Source organism: Streptomyces sp. NPDC001068, assembly GCF_042897315.1.
Taxonomy (GTDB): domain Bacteria; phylum Actinomycetota; class Actinomycetes; order Streptomycetales; family Streptomycetaceae; genus Streptomyces.
Genome location: NZ_JBIAYD010000013.1, coordinates 17,290 through 35,074 on the forward strand (window position 1 = coordinate 17,290; position 17,785 = coordinate 35,074).

A 17,785-nucleotide genomic window follows, 5' to 3' on the forward strand; every position below is an offset into this window, starting at 1 on the left:
GTCCATCTTCATCGGCCGCCACGCGATGATACTGCCGCACCTGCCAGCCGTAAGTCTTCTGTCACATCGCATGAGCTGCACACTTATGACGTGGAGCTGGCATGTGCGTTTGTACGGAGGCCTGCCGTGGGTACCGTCATCCGGGAGGAGGCCGCACATGACGCTCGCCGAACTCGACCTCACCGGGGACCTGGCACGGCCGTCCCGGCTGACCGTGTCCGACCTCCTGGGCCGGCCCCAGCACCGGGTGCGGGTCAGCTTCGAGTGCGCCACCAGCGGCGTGCAGCGCCACGACTTCTCCGGCCCCCTGCTGTACGACGTACTCAGCGCCGCGGGCCCGCACTTCGACCCCGCCCGGCGCAAGGACCGGCTGCGTTTCCTGATCGCGGTCACCGGCGCCGACGGGCACCACACGCTGCTCTCCTGGGCGGAGATCGACCCGGACTTCGGCCACGCGCCCGTCCTGCTCGGCGTCAGCATCGACGGCACCCCGCTGGACCTGGCGGGCCCTCAGCTGGTCCTGCCGCAGGACCGCTGCGGGGCCCGGCACATCAGCGGTATCACGGAGATACGGGTGGACGGGGCGTACGGCGTACGGCGTCCAGCGCCCGCCACACCCGGTCGCGCGTCAGCGGCAGCTCCGTGAAGCGCACGCCCGTCGCGTCCCGCAGCGCGTTGGCCAACGCCGGGGCGACCGGGTTGAACGGGCTCTCGCTCATCGACTTGGCGCCCAGCGGGCCGATGGCGTCGGCGGTCTCCATGAAGTGCACCTCGGTGCGCGGGACGTCCGCGTACTGCGGGAGCCGGTAGCGGCGGAAGGCCGCCGTCTCGACCGCGCCGCGCGCGTCCAGCCGTACGTGCTCGAAGAGCGCGGCGCCGAGCGCCTGCGCGACCCCGCCCTCGACCTGGCCCCGGCACTGCATCGGGTTCATCACCTTGCCCGCGTCGGCCGCGTGCACGCTGCGCAGGATACGGATCTCGCCCGTGCCGGGGTCGACGGCCACCCGGAACCACTGTGCGTTGAAGGCGACCGAGCGCGGGGTGCCGCCGAAGTGGCCGTCGGCGGTCAGCTCGACGCCGACCGCGCGGACGGCGGCGTACAGCTCCTTGAGCCCGAGCCGCCCGCCCGGATACAGGACGGCCTCCGGTGCGAGCCGGCAGTCCGCGCGCGGCACCCGCAGCCGGGCCGCCGTGAAGTCCAGGAGCAGATCGGCGAGGGCGCGGGCCGCAAGCAGGGTGGCCTTGCCCGCGACCACCGTGCCGGTGGAGGCGAACGCGCCCGTGTCGTGCCGTACGACGTCCGTGTCGGACTGACGGATCGTGATCCGGTCGACGGTGGTGGCGAGTTCGCCGGCCGCGATCTGCCGGTGCACGGTCGTGGTGCCGTTGCCGAACTCGGCCGTGCCGACGGCCAGATCGAAGCTGCCGTCGGGGAGGACGGCCGCCCTGGCGTCGGCGATGTGACCGCCCGGCGGGCCGGTGGCGATCATCGACAGCGCCGTGCCCTCGCCGACCAGCCAGCCGTCCGGGGCCTCCCGCGGGCAGGGTTGCGCCCGCGCCCGGCGCACGACGGACAGACACTGGTCGAGCCCGTAGCTCGCGATGTGCAGGTCCTCCTCGTGGCCGCCGGGGGTGAGCATCGCGTCGCCCGGCCCGATCATGTTGCGCGCCTTGAAACCGACCGGGTCCAGGCCCAGTCGGCGGGCCAGCTCGTCCAGGGCGGACTCGACGGCGAACAGGACCTGGCCGAGGCCGTAGCCGCGGAAGGCGCCCGCCGGGACGGTGCGGGTGTAGACGGAGTAGGCGTCGACCTTCTTGTGCGCGGCACGGTACATCGCCGTCGACTCGCCGACGCTGTGGAACATCACCGCCGGACCGTGATTGCCGTACGCCCCGGTGTTGGAGACCACTTCCAGCTGGAGGGCGGTGAGGGTGCCGTCCCGGCGGGCGCCCGCCTTCACACGCACGGTGAAGGGGTGCCGGGTGGTCGCGCCGTGGAACTGCTCGGCGCGGGTGTACTCCAGCTTCACCGGGCGGCGCAGTCGCAGGACGGCCAGCGCCACGATGTCCTCGACCAGCATCTCCTGCTTGCCGCCGAAGCCGCCGCCGACCCGGCCCGCGACCACCCTGACCCGGTCCTCGGGCAGGTCGAAGAGGGCGCACAGGGCGCGGCGGGTCAGGAACGGGGTCTGCGAGCTGGTGCGGACGGTGAGCCGGCCGTCCTCGTCGAGCCAGGCGACCGCGCCGTGCGTCTCCAGGCTGGCGTGCTGGACCCGCTGGGTGCGGAAGGTCTCCTCGTACACGAGGTCGGCCGCGGCGAACCCGGCCTCGACGTCCCCGATCTCGCCGTGCGCCTCGCCGACGACGTTCGCCCGCGGACGGGAGATCCGGGCGGCGGAGGGGTCCTTGTCGTGGACCACCGGAGCGCCGGGGCGCATCGCCTCCTCCGGGTCCAGGACGGCGGGCAGGACCTCGTACGTCACCTCGACGCGGCGGCAGCCCTCCTCCGCCGCGGCCTCGCTGTCCGCGACGACCGCCGCCACCCGCTGGCCGACGTGGCGGACCGTGTCGTCGAGGAGGCGGGTGTCGGCCGGGTCCTCCTCGGGGTGCTCGTGGCGGGCCGTGGAGTAGTGCCGCTCGGGGGCGTCGTGGTGGGTGAGGACCGCGTGGACGCCGGGGACGCGGAGCGCGGCCGAGGTGTCGATCGCCGTGATCCGGGCGTGGGCGTGCGGGGAGCGCAGCAGCTTCATGTGGAGCAGGCCGGGCACGTCGATGTCGAAGGTGTAGCGGGCGGTGCCGGTGACGACCTGCGGTCCGGCGGGGGCGGGCAGGTTGCGGCCGACGGACTCGCCGGGTGACGGTTCCTCGACGTGCCTGACCCCGCGTACCGCGTCCTCGATGGCGCGGTAGCCGGTGCACCGGCACAGGTTGCCCTTGAACGCCCTGGGCAGATCGCCGAGTTGGTCCTCGGACAGGGCGGCGGTCGTCATCAGGAAGCCCGCGGTGCAGAACCCGCACTGGAAGCCCTGGGCGTCCAGGAACCGCTGCTGCACGGGGTGGAGTTCGCCCTCGGGGGAGGCCAAACCCTCGACGGTGGTGACCGTACGGCCGTCGGCCCGGAAGGCCGGGTACACGCAGCTGTGCACAGGCTCGCCGTCCACGTGGACGGTACAGGCACCGCAGTCGCCGGCGTCGCAGCCCTTCTTCACCCCGAACCAGCCGCGCTCGCGCAGGTAGGTACGCAGACACTGGCCGGGACGCGGCTCCGCCTCGTGGGACCGCCCGTTGACCTCGATCCTCATCGCTCTCCCCGGTCGCGCAGTTCGCGGCGGATCTCCTCCGCCAGCCGGAACGTCATGTGGCGCCGCCACTCGGGCAGACCGTGGATGTCGTCGGACCACTCGTCCTCGGCGACCGCGGACCCGATCGCCGTGCGCAGCGCCCCGGCCGTGGGCGGCAGCGGGAACCACAGGCGCACCGGCCGCACCGTCGACGCGGTGACCGTGAGCGCGAACGAGCCGTCGGCGGGGTCGAGGACGCCGATCACCAGGACGCCGGAGCGGCCCAGGCCGTAGAGGGAGGCCTGCCGGAACGCCGTACGGCAGTCCAGGCTCCCGGCCGGCAGCGTGACCGAGCGGAGCAGTTCGCCCTCGGCCAGGTCCTTGCGGCCCGCACCGGTCACGAAGGCGGTGACGGGGACCCGGCGCCGTGAGCCGTCCTGGGCGATCAGCAGGCAGCGCCCGTCGAGCGCGGCGGTGAGCGAGATCATCGGGCCGGCCGGGAGGGCGTTGCAGAGGTTGCCGCCCACCGTGGCCGTGTTCCAGATCTTGAAGGAGGCCAGGAAGGCCCGGCAGCACTGTTCGAAGAGGGGGGCGGCGGGGACCGTCATGGCGGCCGCGGACCGGGACAGCCGGGCGACGGTGCAGGTGGCGGCGATCTCCAGGGAACCGTCCGGGGTGCGGGCGAAGGGCCGCCAGCCGGTGCGGCCGAGGTCGACCAGGCGGCGCAGGTGCGGCTGGGGCTCGGAGAAGAGGTAGGTCCCGCCGCCCAGCCAGGCGTCCCCGGGGCGCCAGGGCGCCGGGTTCCGGGCGTCCCGGATCTCCATCACCGTGTTCAGGTCCATGCCGGTCAGTGAAGCAACGCGCGGCCGCCCGGCACGACTGGTGCCGGGCACGGAAAAAACGAGCCCGGCCGGGCCGGTCCTGGATGATCCACCAAGAGGCGTTCCGTCCGGGCAGACTTGCATTTACGATGCCGTAACTCGTACTCACCTGGTGAATGCGAGGTCGGCGCGAGGAGTCTGAGCACATGCACGTCGAACACCTCCTGACGGACGTCTCCCTCGGGCTGCGCCCGCTGTGGGCGCAGGACGCCCTGCTGGCGCGGGAGATCAGCGGGGTCACGGTCACGGACCTGGAGGACCCGGCGCGTTTCGTGCGCCCCGGCGAGGTGGTGCTCAGCGGACTGGTGTGGTGGGCGCCGGGCAAGGCGGAGCGCTTCGTGTCGGGCCTGAGCGAGGCCGGGGCCGCCGCGCTGTTCGCGGGCGAGGAGACCCACGGGAGCGTGCCCGGGGAACTGGTGGAGGCGTGCGCCCGGCACCGGGTCCCGCTCGCCGGGGTGCCGGCGCACATCATGTTCCGGGCCATCACGGACACCGTGTACCTGCGCCGGTGGGGTGAGCTCAGCCGCCGGCAGGCGCTGCCGGAGAACACGCGGGTGCGGCTGAGCCGGCTGCTGGCGCGGGAGGCCGGGCCCGGGGACGTCCTGGCGGCCGCCTTCGCGCATCTGGACCGGATCGCCGCCCAGGTGTTCACGCAGTCCGGCCGGACCGTCGCCGCCACGGCGGGCGCCGGGCCCGTTCCGGCCCGGGAGGCGGCGGCGCTGGTCGCGGACGGGCGCGGGGTGACCGTGTCGGTGGCCGCGGACGGCGTCTCGCCCTACGAGCGCTGGCTGCTCTACCTGCCGGACCCGGACGGCGCGCCGGCCGGGATGCTGCACGAGGTGGCCGCCGCGCTCGGGCGCTGCCAGGAGGCCGCGGTCCGGCGGCGGGCCGCCGAGCACCAGGCCGCCGACGAACTGGGCGCGCTGCTGACCGTGCCGGGAGCGGCGGCGGAGGCCCTGCCCGCCGCGATTCGAGAGTGCGGGCTGCCCGCCGACGGGCCCTACCGGGTGCTCGTCGCCGACACCGGGGCGGGCCGGCCGGGACTCGCCGAGGGGGCCCTGACGGAGGTCGCCGGCCAACTGGCGCCCGCGGCGGCGGTGGGCCGGCTGCCGGACGGACTCGCCTTCGCCGTCCTGCCCACCGGGGACGCGGTACCGGAGGACGTGTGGGCGCTGGTCGCCGGCTGCGAACCCGGCGTACCACTGCAGGGCGGGACCGGGGCGGCGGCCGACGGGCCCGGCGGACTGGCCGCGGCGCTGGCGCAGGCCCGGTACGCGTTCACCGCCGCCCGGGGGACCAGCCCGCAGGCCTCGACTCTGGTCGACGCCACCGGGCTCAGCAGCCTCGCCGCGCTGCTCACCGGAGTGCCGGCCGACGTCCGCGCGGCCTACAGCCGGACCGTGCTCGGCCCGCTGCTGACCGGCGGACGCACCACCTCCGCCATGCTCTTGACCACCCTGGAGACCTTCCTGGCCTGCGACGGTTCCTGGGCGCGCACCGCCGAGGCCCTGCACCTGCACGTCAACACCGTGCACTACCGGATGCAACGGGTGGAGCACTTCACCGGACGGGACCTGTCCCGGCTCGGCGACCGGCTGGACCTGTGGGCGGCGCTGCTGTGCCGGTGACGGCGGTCAGACGCGGTCGATGTGCACGTTCGTCGACTTCACCCGGGCGGTGGCCTCCATGCCCACCTCAAGGCCCAGTTCCTCGACGGCCTCCCGGGTGAGCAGGGAGACCAGGCGGTGCGGGCCGGCCTGGATCTCGACCTGGGCGGCGACGTCCCCGAGCTTGATCGCGGTGACGATGCCGGGGAAGGCGTTGCGGACCGAGGTGTAGGGGGCGTCCTCCTCGACGGTGCCGGCCCTGGCCAGTTCGACGGAGAACGCGGCGAGGTCCGTGCCGTCGATCAGCCGCCGGCCGCCCTCGTCGCGACGGGTGGTCATCCGGCCGGCGTCGGCCCAGCGGCGGGCGGTGTCCGGGCTGACGCCGAGCAGCCGCGCCGCCTGGCCGATCGTGTAGGACTGCATGGGGTCACGATAGGGCCGCCCGGCGGGGCCCGCGGACCCGGTGTCCACCGGTTCGGGCCGGACGGCGTGGGTGTGGCAGCATCCGCCGTATGACGACCACAGGAGCGAGCCGGGGCCTGGACCTGTTCCGGGACCAGGACATCCCGATCTACACGCTGACCTTCGCGCGGGACGTGGCCCCCGAGGAACTGCTGACCCGCATGGGAGCAGACCCCGGGACCCTGGCGCCGCGCGGTACGGGCGCCGCGCTCGCCGACGACCTCGGTGACGACCTCTACGACGGGGACGAACCCGTCGTCATGACCGGGGTGGACGGCCCGTGGACATGGGCCTGGGAGCTGGGCGGCCTGCACGGGCTCGACGAGCGGGTCCTGGGCGCGGTCTCGGCGGGGACCGAGGCCGTCGTGGTCCACTACAACGAGAAGCCGATGCACTGGTTCAAGTACGCGGCCGACGGTGACGTCCTCGTGGACTTCCACACCCTGCACGCGATCGACCCGATCGGATACGACCCGGCACGGCTCGACGCCACCATGCGGCCGCTGGGTCTGGTCCGCGGCGAGACGGCGCCGCCGGACAGCGTGCTGACGCTGCTGGAGAACGCCTTCGGCATCTCTCTCACCGACCCCGCCACCGTCGGCGGCGAGCGCTGGAGCGGCAGGCTGCGCGCCCTGCCCCAGGAGTGAACGGCGCGGCGGTCAGGTCAGGCCGGAGGCCCTGAGCACCGCGAGCGCGTTGGTGTCGTCGATCTCGTGCCCCAGCCGCGCGAGCACCTCGCCGCCCCGGCACAGGGTGCCGCGGTCCAGGGAGCGGCGCACGCCGGTGTCCAACTGGTGCCAGAGCAGCGGGTTCGCGTGCAGGACGTTCGGGTCGAGCTCCAGCCGGTTGCCCGCGGTGTCGCGCAGCACCAGGTGGGCGGAGACGTCCCCGTACTGCCCGACGTAGACGAGGCGGTCGGTGCGCACGGTACGGCGGCGCAGGGGCCCGCGGGTGGTCAGCCAGCCGGGGCCCGCGGTGACCCGGGCCGGGAGCAGCATGACGAGGATGGCCGCGGACAGGAAGCCCCAGAGCAGGGCGCGCGGCGGAGTCAGGGTGCCCGCGTCCCAGTCCACGGCGAAGGTGAGGCCGCCGAAGCCGAGGGCACAGCCGACGGCGAGGCGTGCGCTGCCGCGCCAGGTGCGGTCACCGGCCGCCCGGCCCCCGCGTCTCGTGTCCTTCATGCGGCCGACGGTAGGTGCCGCCGGCCGTCGGGGGACGGCGGCTGACGGCCTTCTTATGCGTACCGAGCGGTTATTGACGGGATTCTTACGACGGCGGCCGCCGCCTGCCCGGCTCAGCCCGTGTGGACGCGCGGCCGCCGGGTGCGGTCCGGCTCCGCCTCGCGCAGCACCTCCCGGGTGACCGGGGCGACCTCGCCCTGGCCGAAGAGGAAGAAGCGCAGGAAGTTGGCGAACGGACCGCCCTCGGTCCACTCGAAGTAGATGTGCGGGATGCAGCCGGTCTCGTCGCGGACGTGCAGCAGCAGCGCCGCCAGGGCGTTCGGGATGGACGCGGACTCCAGGGTCAGGACGCGGTAGCGGCCGTGCAGGACCTCGCCGCGCACCATCAGGCCCGCCTCGAACTCGGAGGGGTCGGTGACCGTGACCTCGACGAAGACGAAGTCCTCCTGCTCCGGCATGTCGTTGTCGGCCCGGATCTGCTCGATCTTGTCCCGGTACTCGGCCTTGTCGCGGGCGTCCGGCTCGTTGGCGATGAACCGCATCTTCCGGCTGGCCATGTCCCTGATGAACCGCTCGGCCATGTCGTCGAGCGTCACGCTCGTCACGCGCAGCTCGAAGGCGCGGGCCAGCCGGGACAGCAGCGAGACCAGGATGATGCCGACGATGAAGCAGGCACCGATCTTCACGCCGTCCGGGCGCTCGATGACGTTCACGACCGTCGTGTACAGGAACACGGCGGAGATGACCGCGAACGCGACGGTCCAGTTCCGCTGCCCGGCCTTGCGGGCGGCGATGGTCACCGCGATCGCCGCGGAGCTGATCAGCACCAGCACACCGGTGGCGTACGCGCCGCCCTGCGCGTCCACGTCGGCGTCGAAGATCCAGGTGACCAGGAAGGCGATCAGGGTGAAGACGATGACCATCGGGCGCACGGCACGCGCCCAGTGCGGGGCCATGCCGTAGCGGGGCAGGTAGCGCGGCATCAGGTTGAGCAGGCCGGCCATCGCGGAGGCGCCGGCGAACCACAGGATGCAGATGGTCGAGACGTCGTACACGGTGCCGAAGGCGTTGCCGAGGTACTCGTGCGCCAGATAGGCGAGCGCACGGCCGTTGGCGTCGCCGCCGGACCTGAACTCCTTCTCCGGGATCAGCAGCGTGGTGATGAAGCTGGTCGCGATCAGGAAGCAGCTCATGATCAGGGCCGCCGTGGTCAGCAGCTTCCTGGTGTCCCGGATCCGGCCGGTGGGCCGCTCCTCGGTGTCGCCCGGGTCGCCCTGGACGTGCGGCATGACCGCGACGCCGGTCTCGAAGCCGGACAGGCCGAGCGCCAGTTTGGGGAAGACGATCAGGGCCACGCCGATCATGACGAACACGTTGCCGTGTTCGGTGGTGAGGGCGCTGGTCCAGTCGGTGATCACGTGCTCGGCGGTGATGACGTGGTAGATCCCGACGACCACGACGACGACGTTCAGCGCGAGGTAGATGCCGACCAGGGCGACCGCGACGCCGATGGCCTCCAGGAAGCCCTTGAGGAAGACCGCGCCCAGCAGCGCCACCAGGATCAGCGTGATGATCATCTGCTTGCCCTGGAGGAAGTCCGTCAGGTGCGGGTTCTCGACCAGGTGCGTGGAGGCGTCGGCGGCCGACAGGGTGATGGTGATCAGGAAGTCGGTGGCTGCGAAGCCCAGCAGGGTGAGCACGAAGAGCTTGCCCTGCCAGAACGAGAGCAGCCGCTCCAGCATGGCGATGGAGCCCTCGCCGTGCGGGCTCTCCGCGGCGACGCGCCGGTACACCGGCAGCGCGCCGGCCAGGGTGACGACGACCAGCACGATGGTCGCGATCGGGGACAGCAGCCCGGCCGCGAGGGCCGCGATACCGGGCTGGTACCCGAGGGTCGAAAAGTAGTCCACACCGGTCAGGCACATCACCCGCCACCAGCGCTGGCCCTTGTGGGCGGCCTCCGGCTGCGCGTGGGGTCCCGTGTGGCCGCCGCTCCTGCCCATGTCGGACAGCCCCTCGAGCATCCAGGCGCGCAGGCGACCGGGAGGGGGGTGTTCGGTCGTGGCCATGGGTCGGGCTCCTGGTGTCCGGCGCGCTGAGTGCGGGGCAGTTCGATTCCGGCCATCACGCGGACGGCGGCACCAGCGTATGCAGAGAGTGACGCGTGGGCCCACGGATCAGTGGGCCCTGGGCGTCAAGCTTGCGTTAAGAATCGCCTGGCAGCGGCGTCGCGGCGTCAAGAAAGGACGCCGTGCGGGCCACGAGGAGGCGTTCGGCTGTACGGGGGACGGCGGGCGGGTGCGGGGTGCCGGACACCGAGCGTCATCCGGGAGGGCGCCCTGCCGCGCGCCCGCTCGTAACCGCGCGGTCCAGGCCGGCAGAGGACTGGAACGGTCGTGGACCTGACAGTTCCAGGCGGGGACGTGACCGTGCGCGGGAAGCCGGCGGGAGCGTCGGTCCGGGCGCCGGGCCGGCGGCGCCGGATCCCCGGGTGTCAGCGCTTGCCTGGCTCCGCGCAGGACGACGTGTCCGGCGCACGAGGCGGCGCTCACGCCCGGAGGCGCGGGGCGGCCGGCCCACCACCGGCCGACGCCGGTGGCCGCGGCACGCTCGCCGACGGCGGGACCGGGTTCCCGGTGGGCGGCCCGGCGGCTCGTCAGGGCGGGATGCGTGGCGGGCTCGTTCGCTGGCGTGCCCGCGTCGCCGTGCCGTCCGCCGGCCGGCCGGCCCGGCGACGCCGCGGGGAGGACGGGCCTCGGTCCGGTTCGTTCGGTGGCGCCGGCCGACCGGGCAGCGCGGCCGCGGGGAGGGGGACGGCGACGGGGGGCAGGGGAGTCGCCCTGCCCCCCGTCGGACCACGGGACGGTGCCGGCTCCGACCGGCCTTCGGGCACCGTGGCCGGCCTCCTTGCCGCGGGCCTGCTCGGCCGTGTGTCAACTGCGCGCCAGGAGATGGACGTTCAAGCGGCGCGGCCGACCAGCAGGTCGGCGAGCCTGCTGAGCCGTCTGACCGTGCGGTCCTCCGGCGCCGCGGCGGCCGGTTCGACGCGGGCGTGCGGCGACGAGGTCGTGCGGCGGCCAGGGCGTGCGGCGGACACCGCGCAGGGTGAGCGGGCAGGGATTTCGAACGGATCCCGTACGGGCGGTGTGCCTACGCCGTCAAGGTCCCGTCAAACCTGCCTGAAGGGTCGTCAGGGGCGCATCAAGGCCGACCGCCCGTGGCCGGATCCGGTCGCAGACTGATCGGTACGGGGGACGGGCGACCGTCCGTGGCGGGGACCTGGGAGGGGACCGTGACCATCGCGGCCGGCGCACCACACATACCTCCGGTGGAGGCTGTCGAAGAGCCACGGCCGACCACGGTCGTCCCGCCCGTACCGGCCCCGGAGCCGCACGAGCGGCGCCCGGGGGAGAGGAGCGTGGCCGCGCGGGCCGCTCGACGCCGCCGTTTCCGGTCGACCGTTCCGGCACGGCTGCGCCTTCTGCGCGCGGCCACGGTCCTGCTCGCCGGTGCCCTGGGGATCCTGCTCCTCGTGGCCGGAGCGGCCGCGAACGGCACCTGGGACGCCGTCGCGGGCCGCGACGCCCCCCGCACCACCAGCGCCGCCGACCTCGAACTGGCCCTGAACGACATGGACGCCCAGGCCGCCAACATCCTGCTCTCCAGCGGGGACGGCGGAACGGGCGGACTGGCCGTCCCGCACGCCAAGGCCGTCACCCTGTACGGAGACGCCCGCCGCGAGATCGGGCACGACCTGCGCACTCTGTCCGCCGCCGCCCAGGGGGACCGGACCGAGGAGAAGACCGTCGAGTCGATCACCGACGACTTCGCCGAGTACCAGGAGCTCATCGGCCGCGCCCTGGAGAACGACCGCAGGACCGGCGGCAAGCCGGACGCGCTCACCGACTACCGCGACGCCACCGACCTGTTGCGCGGCCACCTGCTGCCGGACGCGCGCAGGCTCGTCTCCGCCAACGACTCGGCCTTCGACTCCCGCTACGCGACGGCCCGTTCGGCGCTCAACGCCCAGCTCGCCGCCGTCCTCGCGCTCGGCCTGCCGCTCCTCGCCGTCCTCGGTGTCCTGCAGATGTATCTGGCGCGCCGCTTCCGCCGGATCCTCAATCCCGGCGTCCTGGCGGCCACCGTGTGCACGCTGGCCGCCGTCGTCCTCGGCACCCAGCTCCTCTCCTCCTCGGCCACGCATCTGAAGGTGGCCCGGCATGACGCCTTCGACTCCGTCGTCGCCCTCTCCCGCGCCCGGGCGACCGCCTACGACGCCAACGCCGACGAGAGCCGCTTCCTCCTCGACCCCGGGCGCCGCACCCGGTACGCGGACGCCTTCCTCGCCAAGTCCCAGGAGCTGTACGGCATCCGGGGCGCCACGCTCTCGACGTACGACGCCGGGCTCGCCGCCACCTGGCGGGACTACCGGGCCGACGCCACCGACCCGCGGTTCACCGGGGAGTTCCGGCGGGAACTGGACAACATCACCTTTCCCGGAGAACGGGCCGCGGCGGAGAAGTCGGTCGACGCGTACGCCGTCTACGAGCGCGACGACCGGAAGATCCGCGCGCTGCTCGCCGCCGGCGAGGACGAACAGGCGGTGGAGTTCTGCATGGGCTGGGAGGCGGGCACGTCCAACGCGCACTTCGGGGCGTGGATGGCCGCGCTGGACCGGGTGACCGACATCAACCGCGCCCACTTCGACGAGTCGGTGGCCGCGGGGCGGGGCGAGCTGACCGGCCGACTGCCCTGGGCCTGTGGGCTGTTGCTGCTCGCGATGGCGCTCACCGGGCTGGGGCTGCGGCCCCGGCTGGCGGAGTTCCGCTGAGCACCGGCCCCTGCCCGGACACGCCCTACGCGTCCGCCAGCCGCGCCTCCTCCAGGTCCAGGGACCGCTGGAGCCGTCTCCTGGTCGTGTCGCTGATCGTGTGCTCGTCGTACAGCCGTCGCAGCTCCGCCGCCTCCACCGCGATCAGGTCCCGCCGCAGCTGCCGGTAGACCAGGTCGGCCGACTCGGCCGTGCTGTCGGTCAGCCGGTCGTGGGCGTCGTCGAGGCGGGCGTTGAGGCCGCGCCTGAGCCGGTCGACGACCACCTCGGGCACGGCCTCCAGCTCGGACAGCTCGTCCAGGCGCCGGATGCCCGCGTCCGCCAGCCGACAGCGCGCCGTGGCCTCCTCGCGCTCGGTGTGGTCGGGCTCCAGGGCTATCCCGGAGCGGCGTACCACGGAGGCGAGGGAGAAGCCCTGCACGACGAGGGTGACGACCACGACCGAGGTGGTCAGGACCAGGACCAGCGGGCGCTCGGTCAGCGCCGAGCCGTCCTGCGCCACCACCGGGATCGACAGCGCGGCCGCCAGCGGCACCACGCCCCGGGTGCCGGCCCAGGTCAGCACCACCGGCACCCGCCAGTTCGGCCGCTGGATGCCGCCCTTGCGCTGCACCACCGCGGACAGCGGCGCCAGCCACAGCAGCCGCACCGCGATCAGCGTGCCGGCCACCGCCAGCGCGTACAGCGGCCACGCCCGGTCGCCGTCGGACAGGGCCCGCACCTGGGCGGGCAGCGCCAGCCCGATCAGGCTGAACACCACGCTCTCCAGCAGGAAGACCACCGTGCCGTACACCGCGTGCAGCTGCAGCCTGATACCTGCGTTGGTGAGCCGGTCGCCGCGGCCGCCCAGGACCACGCCCGCCACGACCACCGAGGTGACACCGGAGGTGTGCGCGGCCTCCGCCAGGACGTAGGCCGTGTACGGGGTGACCAGCGATATCACCGTCTCCAGTACCGGGTCCTCGGTGCGCCGTCTGATCAGCGCGACCACACCGGCGACGGCCGCGCCGATCAGCGTGCCGCCGCCCGCGAGCAGCAGGAACTCGCCCCCCGCGGCCCCCCAGTCCGCGGCCGCCGAGGCCACCGCGACGCTCACCGCGACCCGGTAGAGAACCAGGGAGGTCGCGTCGTTGAAGAGGCTCTCCGCCTGGACCAGCATCTGCACCTTCGGCGGCAGCGCGAGCCGGCGGCCGAGCGCGGTCACCGCGACCGGGTCGGTGCTGGCCAGGATCGCGCCCAGCACCAGTGCCATCTGCCAGGACAGCGGCGTGACCATCGAGGCGACCGCGCCGACGGCCGCCGCGGAGGCCAGCACCAGGCCGACCGCGAGCACCCCGACCGGTTTCCAGACCGCTCGCAGCTCGCGCCAGGACAGTTCCTCGGCGCTGGCGTAGAGCAGCGGCGGGAGGACGACGAGACCGATGACCTCCGGGCTGATCCGGATCTCCGGGGTGCCCGGCAGCAGGGCCACCGCGAGGCCCGCGACGACGAGGAGGGAGGGGGCGGGGATCCGCCACCGGCGGGCGAACGTCGCCACCACCGTGGCCAGTACCACGAGTGCCAGAACCGTACCCACGCTGCGCATGCCGTCCCCCTGGGGCTCCACGGGAGCCCCTGTGACTCCCCGCCGACCAGACTTCCCGGCACACCGCCTTCACCCTATCCGGCCAGGGGCCGTCAAGACAGTGTCAACGTCCTCGTCAGCGGCGCCAGAGACGCGTCAAGAGGCCGGACCGGTGCCCTGCGGCACGCTTCCCTTTGAGGTGATGAACGACGTACCGCGCGGACGACTGAAGGTCTACCTCGGTGCCGCCCCAGGGGTCGGCAAGACCTACCGCATGCTCGACGAGGCTCAGCGCCGCGCGTCCCGGGGCGCGGACGTGGTGGTGGGATACGCGGAGTGCCACGGGCGCCCGCTGACCGAGGCCATGATCGGCGGCCTGGCGGTCGTGGCCCGACTGCGCTGCGACTACCGGGGCGGCGAGTTCGAGGAGATGGACGTCGCGGCCGTGCTGGCGCGCCGCCCCGAGGTGGCGATCGTGGACGAGTTCGCCCACACCAACATCCCGGGCGGCGGACGGCACCCCAAGCGCTGGCAGGACGTCGAGGACCTGCTCGCGGCCGGCACAGACGTGATCACGGCCGTCAACATCCAGCACCTGGAGTCGCTCAAGGACGTCGTCGAGAAGATCACCGGCGTGCCGCAGCACGAGACGGTGCCCGACGAGGTCGTCCGGCGGGCCCACCAGATCGAGTTCGTCGACATCCCGCCGGAGGGCCTGCGCCGGCGCATGGCGCACGGCAACATCTACACCCCCGAGAAGGTCGACGCGGCCCTCGCCAACTACTTCCGCCCCGGCAACCTCACCGCCCTGCGCCAGCTGGCCCTCCTCTGGGTCGCCGACCGGGTCGACGAGGCACTCCAGTCGTACCGCGCGGAGCACGCCATCGGCGGGGTGTGGGAGACCCGGGAGCGGGTCGTGGTCGCGCTGACCGGCGGTCCGGAGGGCGACACGCTGGTACGACGGGCCGCGCGCATCGCCGACCGGTCGGCCGGCGGCGATCTGCTCGCCGTGCACGTGGCCCGCAGCGACGGACTGGCCGCCGGTGTCTCCCACGCGTCGCTGGCCCGGCAGCGCCGGCTGGTCGAGGACCTCGGCGGCAGCTACCACTCGGTCGTCGGCGACGACGTGGCCGCCGCCCTGGTCGAGTTCGCCCGCGCGGAGAACGCCACCCAGCTCGTCCTCGGCACCAGTCGCCGGGGCCGCCTCGAACGCTTCCTGACCGGACCGGGGACGGGGGAGGTCGTCACCGCGCTCTCCGGCGACATCGACGTCCACCGGGTCACCCACGAGCGCGCCGGCCGCGGCACCCTGCTGCCCTCGCGCCGCCGTACGCTCTCCACGCGCCGTCTGATCGCCGGACCGGTGGCGGGGCTGGTGCTCCCGGTGCTGCTGACCATGGCTCTCGCCCAGGTCCGCGGTACCGTCAACCTGACCAGTGAGGCTCTGCTCTTCCTGCTCGCGGTGGTCGGCGTGGCCTGCATCGGCGGGGTCACCTCCGCCGTGATCGCCTCCGTCACCGCGTCCCTGCTGCTCAACTACTGGTTCATCCCGCCCGTCGGCCGGTTCACCCTCGACGATCCCAACGCCCTGCTGGCGCTCGGGGTGTTCGCGGTCGTGGCCGCCACCGTCGCCGGGGTCGTCGACCGCTCGCTGCGGCTGTCCCGGCGCGCCGCCCGGGCCGCCGCCGAGGCCGAGACCATGTCGTCGCTGGCCGGGAGCATCGTGCGCGGCGGTCAGACCATCCCGGCCCTGCTGGAACGCACCCGCGAGACCTTCGGCATGGATTCCGCCGTGCTCGTCGAGGAACCGCCCGACGGTGCCGACGTCACCGCCGTGCCGGCCGGCCCAGGCAACTACCTGGTCCTGCGCGGTCGTACCCCGTCCGCGTCCGAGCGGCGGGTGCTCGCCGCCTTCGCCGCACACGTCGGCTCGGCCGTGGAGCGGGCCCGGCTCGCGCAGGCCGCCGCCGAGGTCGAACCGGTGCGCGCCGCCGACCGCATGCGCACCGCGCTGCTGCGGGCCGTCGGCCACGACCTGCGCACCCCGCTCGCGGCCGGCTGGGCGGCGGTCACCTCGCTGCGCAGCCGCGAGGTGGAGTTCTCCCCGGAGGACCGCGACGAACTCCTCGCCACGGCCGAGGAGTCCATGGCCCGGCTGAGCCGGCTCATCGACAACCTCCTCGACCTCAGCCGCCTGGAGGCCGGCGTCCTGACCCTCAACCTCCGGGCCACGGCCCTGGAGGAGGTCCTCCCGGCTGCCCTCGCCGACACGCCGACCGTCGACGTGCACGGCGAACCGGAGAACATGCCGCCGCTGCTGGCCGACCCGCCGCTGCTGGAGCGTGTGATCGCCAACCTGGTCGGCAACGCGGCCCGCTACAGCCCGCCGGGCAAGCGGGTGCTGGTGACGGCGAGCGCGCTGGCCGGGCGCGCCGAACTCCGGGTCATCGACCGGGGCCCCGGCCTGCCCGCGGGCGGGCGCGATCGCCTCTTCGAGCCCTTCCAGCGGTTCGGCGACACCGACAACACCACCGGCCTTGGTCTCGGCCTCGCCCTCGCCCGAGGGCTCACCGAGGCGATGGACGGCACCCTGACCCCTGAGGACACCCCGGGCGGCGGACTGACCATGGTCGTCTCGCTGCCCCTGGCGGGGCCGGTCGGCACGGGCTGACCAGCGAGGGAGGGCCGGGGCGGGGGCCGCGCCCGCCCACCGTGTCGGCGTGCTCTGCGCAGGCATGCTCTTGGCGAATTCTTGAACAGCGGTCGCGGCCCGGCCGGAACCGGTGGCGCCGGCGGTGCCGTTCTGGCTGATGTAACGTCAACTCCGTTCGTGGCAACGGCATCCGGCGAATGAACCGGACACATGGTGATCTGCGGTGACGACGGACTCGCGCACCGGCTCGCCGTCGAACCGGACGCCGTGTGCGGCGAGACCGTCACCGTCGTCCTGCCGTCCGCCGACGACGAGCACGGTGCCCAGGTCGCGGCCCTCCATCGCGACCGGGCCTCAGCCGTCCGACTGCACGTCGCCGCCCGCCCGGACGAGGCCACCCTGCGCCCGGCCGGTGTCGAACGGGCCGCCGCGCTCGCCCCGGAGCCGAAGCGTTTCGGCGCTGGCCGCGCCCTCGTTCGCCGCGGCCATGATGGGGCGTCATGTGCTGGGGGTGATGCCCGTGGAGCGGGGGTCGCTGTTGTTCACCTGCGTGGACGTGGCCGGCCATCCCGAACCGGAGGGCCGGCCGGTGCACCAGGCGTTCCGGCGGCGGGAGTGGCGGGTGCCGGCGGTGGGGCCCGCCGCCGGACGGGCCGGGGCCTTACGGGCGGGGGCCTTCGACTGGCGGCCGCCGCAGGGGCGGGTACCGCGCCCGGGGGACCGGGTGGTGATGGCGACCACCCGGCAGGGGCTCGACGTGCTGATGACAGCGGCGGGGCAGGACTGAGGGCACCTACTCCAGCCCCGAGGCCTTGAACACACCCAAGGCGTTCTCGTGTTCGACGCGTTCGGCGAGCCGAGTCAACGCGGTCGCGCCGCACAGCAGGGTGCCGGCCGCGGCCGCCTTGCGCGCACCCTCGTCCACGCGCCGCCACAGGGCCGGGTTGTCGACGAGGATCTGCGGATCGATCTCCAGCCGGTCACCGCGGGCGTCCCGGAGCAGGAGCCGGGGGGAGATCCCGTCCAGGCAGCGGACCGAGACCAGCCGGTCCGTGCGGACCCTGCGGGTGCGCAGCAGGCGGCGGGAGGTCAGCCAGCCGTCGCCGGCCCGGACCCTGGCGGGGTGAAGGGCGGCGAAGAGGAGCAGAGCGAGCGCCGTCCAGAGAGCGGCGCGCCGCCAGGCCAGTGTCCCCGCCCCCCAGTCGACGAGGAGGAGCAGGGCGAGGAGCGCGCCCGCGCAACGGGCCGATGCGTAGACGTCCTTGGACCAGCGGGGGTCCTCGGTGGGGCGGGCTGCTTCGCCGTGCTGCATGGGGCGAAGGTAG

The 17,785-nt window shown here is 73.8% G+C and carries 15 protein-coding genes; 6 read left to right on the top strand and 9 right to left on the bottom strand.

Annotation, left to right across the window (positions count from 1 at the left end; genetic code table 11):
- Nucleotides 1–157 precede the first annotated feature (157 nt).
- Nucleotides 158–646 (top strand): molybdopterin-dependent oxidoreductase, encoded by a 489-nt coding sequence (locus tag ACFY3I_RS32870; RefSeq protein WP_390864686.1) that lies wholly within the window; start codon nucleotides 158–160, stop codon nucleotides 644–646.
- Here the strand turns inward: ACFY3I_RS32870 and ACFY3I_RS32875 are convergent.
- Nucleotides 561–3,302 carry a molybdopterin-dependent oxidoreductase gene (locus ACFY3I_RS32875; RefSeq protein ID WP_390864687.1) on the bottom strand — a complete coding sequence of 914 codons (2,742 nt, stop codon included), beginning with the start codon at nucleotides 3,300–3,302 and terminating at the stop codon, nucleotides 561–563. The two genes, ACFY3I_RS32870 and ACFY3I_RS32875, sit on opposite strands and share 86 nt — an antisense overlap.
- Nucleotides 3,299–4,123 (bottom strand): FAD binding domain-containing protein, encoded by an 825-nt coding sequence (locus tag ACFY3I_RS32880; protein ID WP_390864688.1) that lies wholly within the window; start codon nucleotides 4,121–4,123, stop codon nucleotides 3,299–3,301. The genes ACFY3I_RS32875 and ACFY3I_RS32880 overlap by 4 nt, the downstream gene beginning before the upstream one ends.
- A 185-nt stretch (nucleotides 4,124–4,308) precedes the next feature.
- Here ACFY3I_RS32880 and ACFY3I_RS32885 point away from each other — a divergent pair, with 185 nt between their 5' ends.
- On the top strand, nucleotides 4,309–5,790 hold the full coding sequence (locus ACFY3I_RS32885; RefSeq protein ID WP_390864689.1) for a PucR family transcriptional regulator: 1,482 nt from the start codon (nucleotides 4,309–4,311) through the stop codon (nucleotides 5,788–5,790).
- A gap of 6 nt (nucleotides 5,791–5,796) precedes the next feature.
- On the opposite strand, the gene ACFY3I_RS32890 is transcribed toward ACFY3I_RS32885, so the two are convergent.
- Entirely contained in the window at nucleotides 5,797–6,192 is a 396-nt protein-coding gene (locus ACFY3I_RS32890; protein WP_365284981.1) for a helix-turn-helix transcriptional regulator, read from the bottom strand.
- Between the two features lie 89 nt (nucleotides 6,193–6,281).
- Here ACFY3I_RS32890 and ACFY3I_RS32895 point away from each other — a divergent pair, with 89 nt between their 5' ends.
- Nucleotides 6,282–6,878, top strand: a complete 597-nt coding sequence (locus tag ACFY3I_RS32895) for a DUF6461 domain-containing protein (protein ID WP_390864690.1) — start codon at nucleotides 6,282–6,284, stop codon at nucleotides 6,876–6,878.
- Between the two features lie 12 nt (nucleotides 6,879–6,890).
- Here ACFY3I_RS32895 and ACFY3I_RS32900 read toward each other — a convergent pair whose 3' ends face one another.
- The 3 genes from ACFY3I_RS32900 to ACFY3I_RS32910 all read right to left on the bottom strand — a co-directional run bounded on the left by ACFY3I_RS32900 (nucleotide 6,891) and on the right by ACFY3I_RS32910 (nucleotide 10,509).
- Complete coding sequence (locus ACFY3I_RS32900) at nucleotides 6,891–7,412, bottom strand: hypothetical protein (protein WP_365284985.1); 522 nt, start codon at nucleotides 7,410–7,412, stop codon at nucleotides 6,891–6,893.
- 113 nt (nucleotides 7,413–7,525) lie between these two features.
- A complete protein-coding gene (locus ACFY3I_RS32905; protein WP_390864691.1) occupies nucleotides 7,526–9,481 on the bottom strand; it encodes an amino acid transporter in 1,956 nt (651 codons plus the stop codon).
- A gap of 890 nt (nucleotides 9,482–10,371) precedes the next feature.
- Entirely contained in the window at nucleotides 10,372–10,509 is a 138-nt protein-coding gene (locus tag ACFY3I_RS32910) for a hypothetical protein (RefSeq protein WP_390864692.1), read from the bottom strand.
- A 321-nt stretch (nucleotides 10,510–10,830) separates the two neighbouring features.
- Here ACFY3I_RS32910 and ACFY3I_RS32915 point away from each other — a divergent pair, with 321 nt between their 5' ends.
- Entirely contained in the window at nucleotides 10,831–12,243 is a 1,413-nt protein-coding gene (locus ACFY3I_RS32915; protein WP_390864694.1) for a hypothetical protein, read from the top strand.
- Nucleotides 12,244–12,268: 25 nt separating this feature from the next.
- Here the strand turns inward: ACFY3I_RS32915 and ACFY3I_RS32920 are convergent, their stop codons facing one another.
- The gene (locus ACFY3I_RS32920; protein WP_390864695.1) at nucleotides 12,269–13,828 is read right to left on the bottom strand and encodes a Na+/H+ antiporter; all 1,560 of its coding nucleotides are present in this window, start codon (nucleotides 13,826–13,828) and stop codon (nucleotides 12,269–12,271) included.
- A gap of 181 nt (nucleotides 13,829–14,009) precedes the next feature.
- Here ACFY3I_RS32920 and ACFY3I_RS32925 point away from each other — a divergent pair, with 181 nt between their 5' ends.
- A complete protein-coding gene (locus tag ACFY3I_RS32925) occupies nucleotides 14,010–16,478 on the top strand; it encodes an ATP-binding protein (RefSeq protein WP_390864696.1) in 2,469 nt (822 codons plus the stop codon).
- A 147-nt stretch (nucleotides 16,479–16,625) separates the two neighbouring features.
- Here ACFY3I_RS32925 and ACFY3I_RS32930 read toward each other — a convergent pair whose 3' ends face one another.
- Nucleotides 16,626–16,802, bottom strand: coding sequence for a hypothetical protein (locus ACFY3I_RS32930; protein ID WP_390864697.1), 177 nt, complete (start codon nucleotides 16,800–16,802; stop codon nucleotides 16,626–16,628).
- Nucleotides 16,803–16,974: 172 nt separating this feature from the next.
- Between ACFY3I_RS32930 and ACFY3I_RS32935 the strand changes: the two genes are divergently transcribed.
- Nucleotides 16,975–17,247 carry a hypothetical protein gene (locus ACFY3I_RS32935; RefSeq protein WP_390864698.1) on the top strand — a complete coding sequence of 91 codons (273 nt, stop codon included), beginning with the start codon at nucleotides 16,975–16,977 and terminating at the stop codon, nucleotides 17,245–17,247.
- Nucleotides 17,248–17,253: 6 nt separating this feature from the next.
- Here the strand turns inward: ACFY3I_RS32935 and ACFY3I_RS32940 are convergent, their stop codons facing one another.
- Complete coding sequence (locus ACFY3I_RS32940) at nucleotides 17,254–17,772, bottom strand: hypothetical protein (protein ID WP_365284997.1); 519 nt, start codon at nucleotides 17,770–17,772, stop codon at nucleotides 17,254–17,256.
- Nucleotides 17,773–17,785: the final 13 nt, after the last annotated feature.

Bases quoted from the DNA above. Each gene is read 5' to 3' on its own strand.
- ACFY3I_RS32870 (WP_390864686.1), top strand. From the start codon at position 158: ATGACGCTCGCCGAACTCGACCTCACCGGGGACCTGGCACGGCCGTCC.
- ACFY3I_RS32875 (WP_390864687.1), bottom strand. From the start codon at position 3,302: ATGAGGATCGAGGTCAACGGGCGGTCCCACGAGGCGGAGCCGCGTCCC.
- ACFY3I_RS32880 (WP_390864688.1), bottom strand. From the start codon at position 4,123: ATGGACCTGAACACGGTGATGGAGATCCGGGACGCCCGGAACCCGGCG.
- ACFY3I_RS32885 (WP_390864689.1), top strand. From the start codon at position 4,309: ATGCACGTCGAACACCTCCTGACGGACGTCTCCCTCGGGCTGCGCCCG.
- ACFY3I_RS32890 (WP_365284981.1), bottom strand. From the start codon at position 6,192: ATGCAGTCCTACACGATCGGCCAGGCGGCGCGGCTGCTCGGCGTCAGC.
- ACFY3I_RS32895 (WP_390864690.1), top strand. From the start codon at position 6,282: ATGACGACCACAGGAGCGAGCCGGGGCCTGGACCTGTTCCGGGACCAG.
- ACFY3I_RS32900 (WP_365284985.1), bottom strand. From the start codon at position 7,412: ATGAAGGACACGAGACGCGGGGGCCGGGCGGCCGGTGACCGCACCTGG.
- ACFY3I_RS32905 (WP_390864691.1), bottom strand. From the start codon at position 9,481: ATGGCCACGACCGAACACCCCCCTCCCGGTCGCCTGCGCGCCTGGATG.
- ACFY3I_RS32920 (WP_390864695.1), bottom strand. From the start codon at position 13,828: ATGCGCAGCGTGGGTACGGTTCTGGCACTCGTGGTACTGGCCACGGTG.
- ACFY3I_RS32925 (WP_390864696.1), top strand. From the start codon at position 14,010: ATGAACGACGTACCGCGCGGACGACTGAAGGTCTACCTCGGTGCCGCC.
- ACFY3I_RS32930 (WP_390864697.1), bottom strand. From the start codon at position 16,802: ATGGAGGGCCGCGACCTGGGCACCGTGCTCGTCGTCGGCGGACGGCAG.
- ACFY3I_RS32935 (WP_390864698.1), top strand. From the start codon at position 16,975: ATGCCCGTGGAGCGGGGGTCGCTGTTGTTCACCTGCGTGGACGTGGCC.
- ACFY3I_RS32940 (WP_365284997.1), bottom strand. From the start codon at position 17,772: ATGCAGCACGGCGAAGCAGCCCGCCCCACCGAGGACCCCCGCTGGTCC.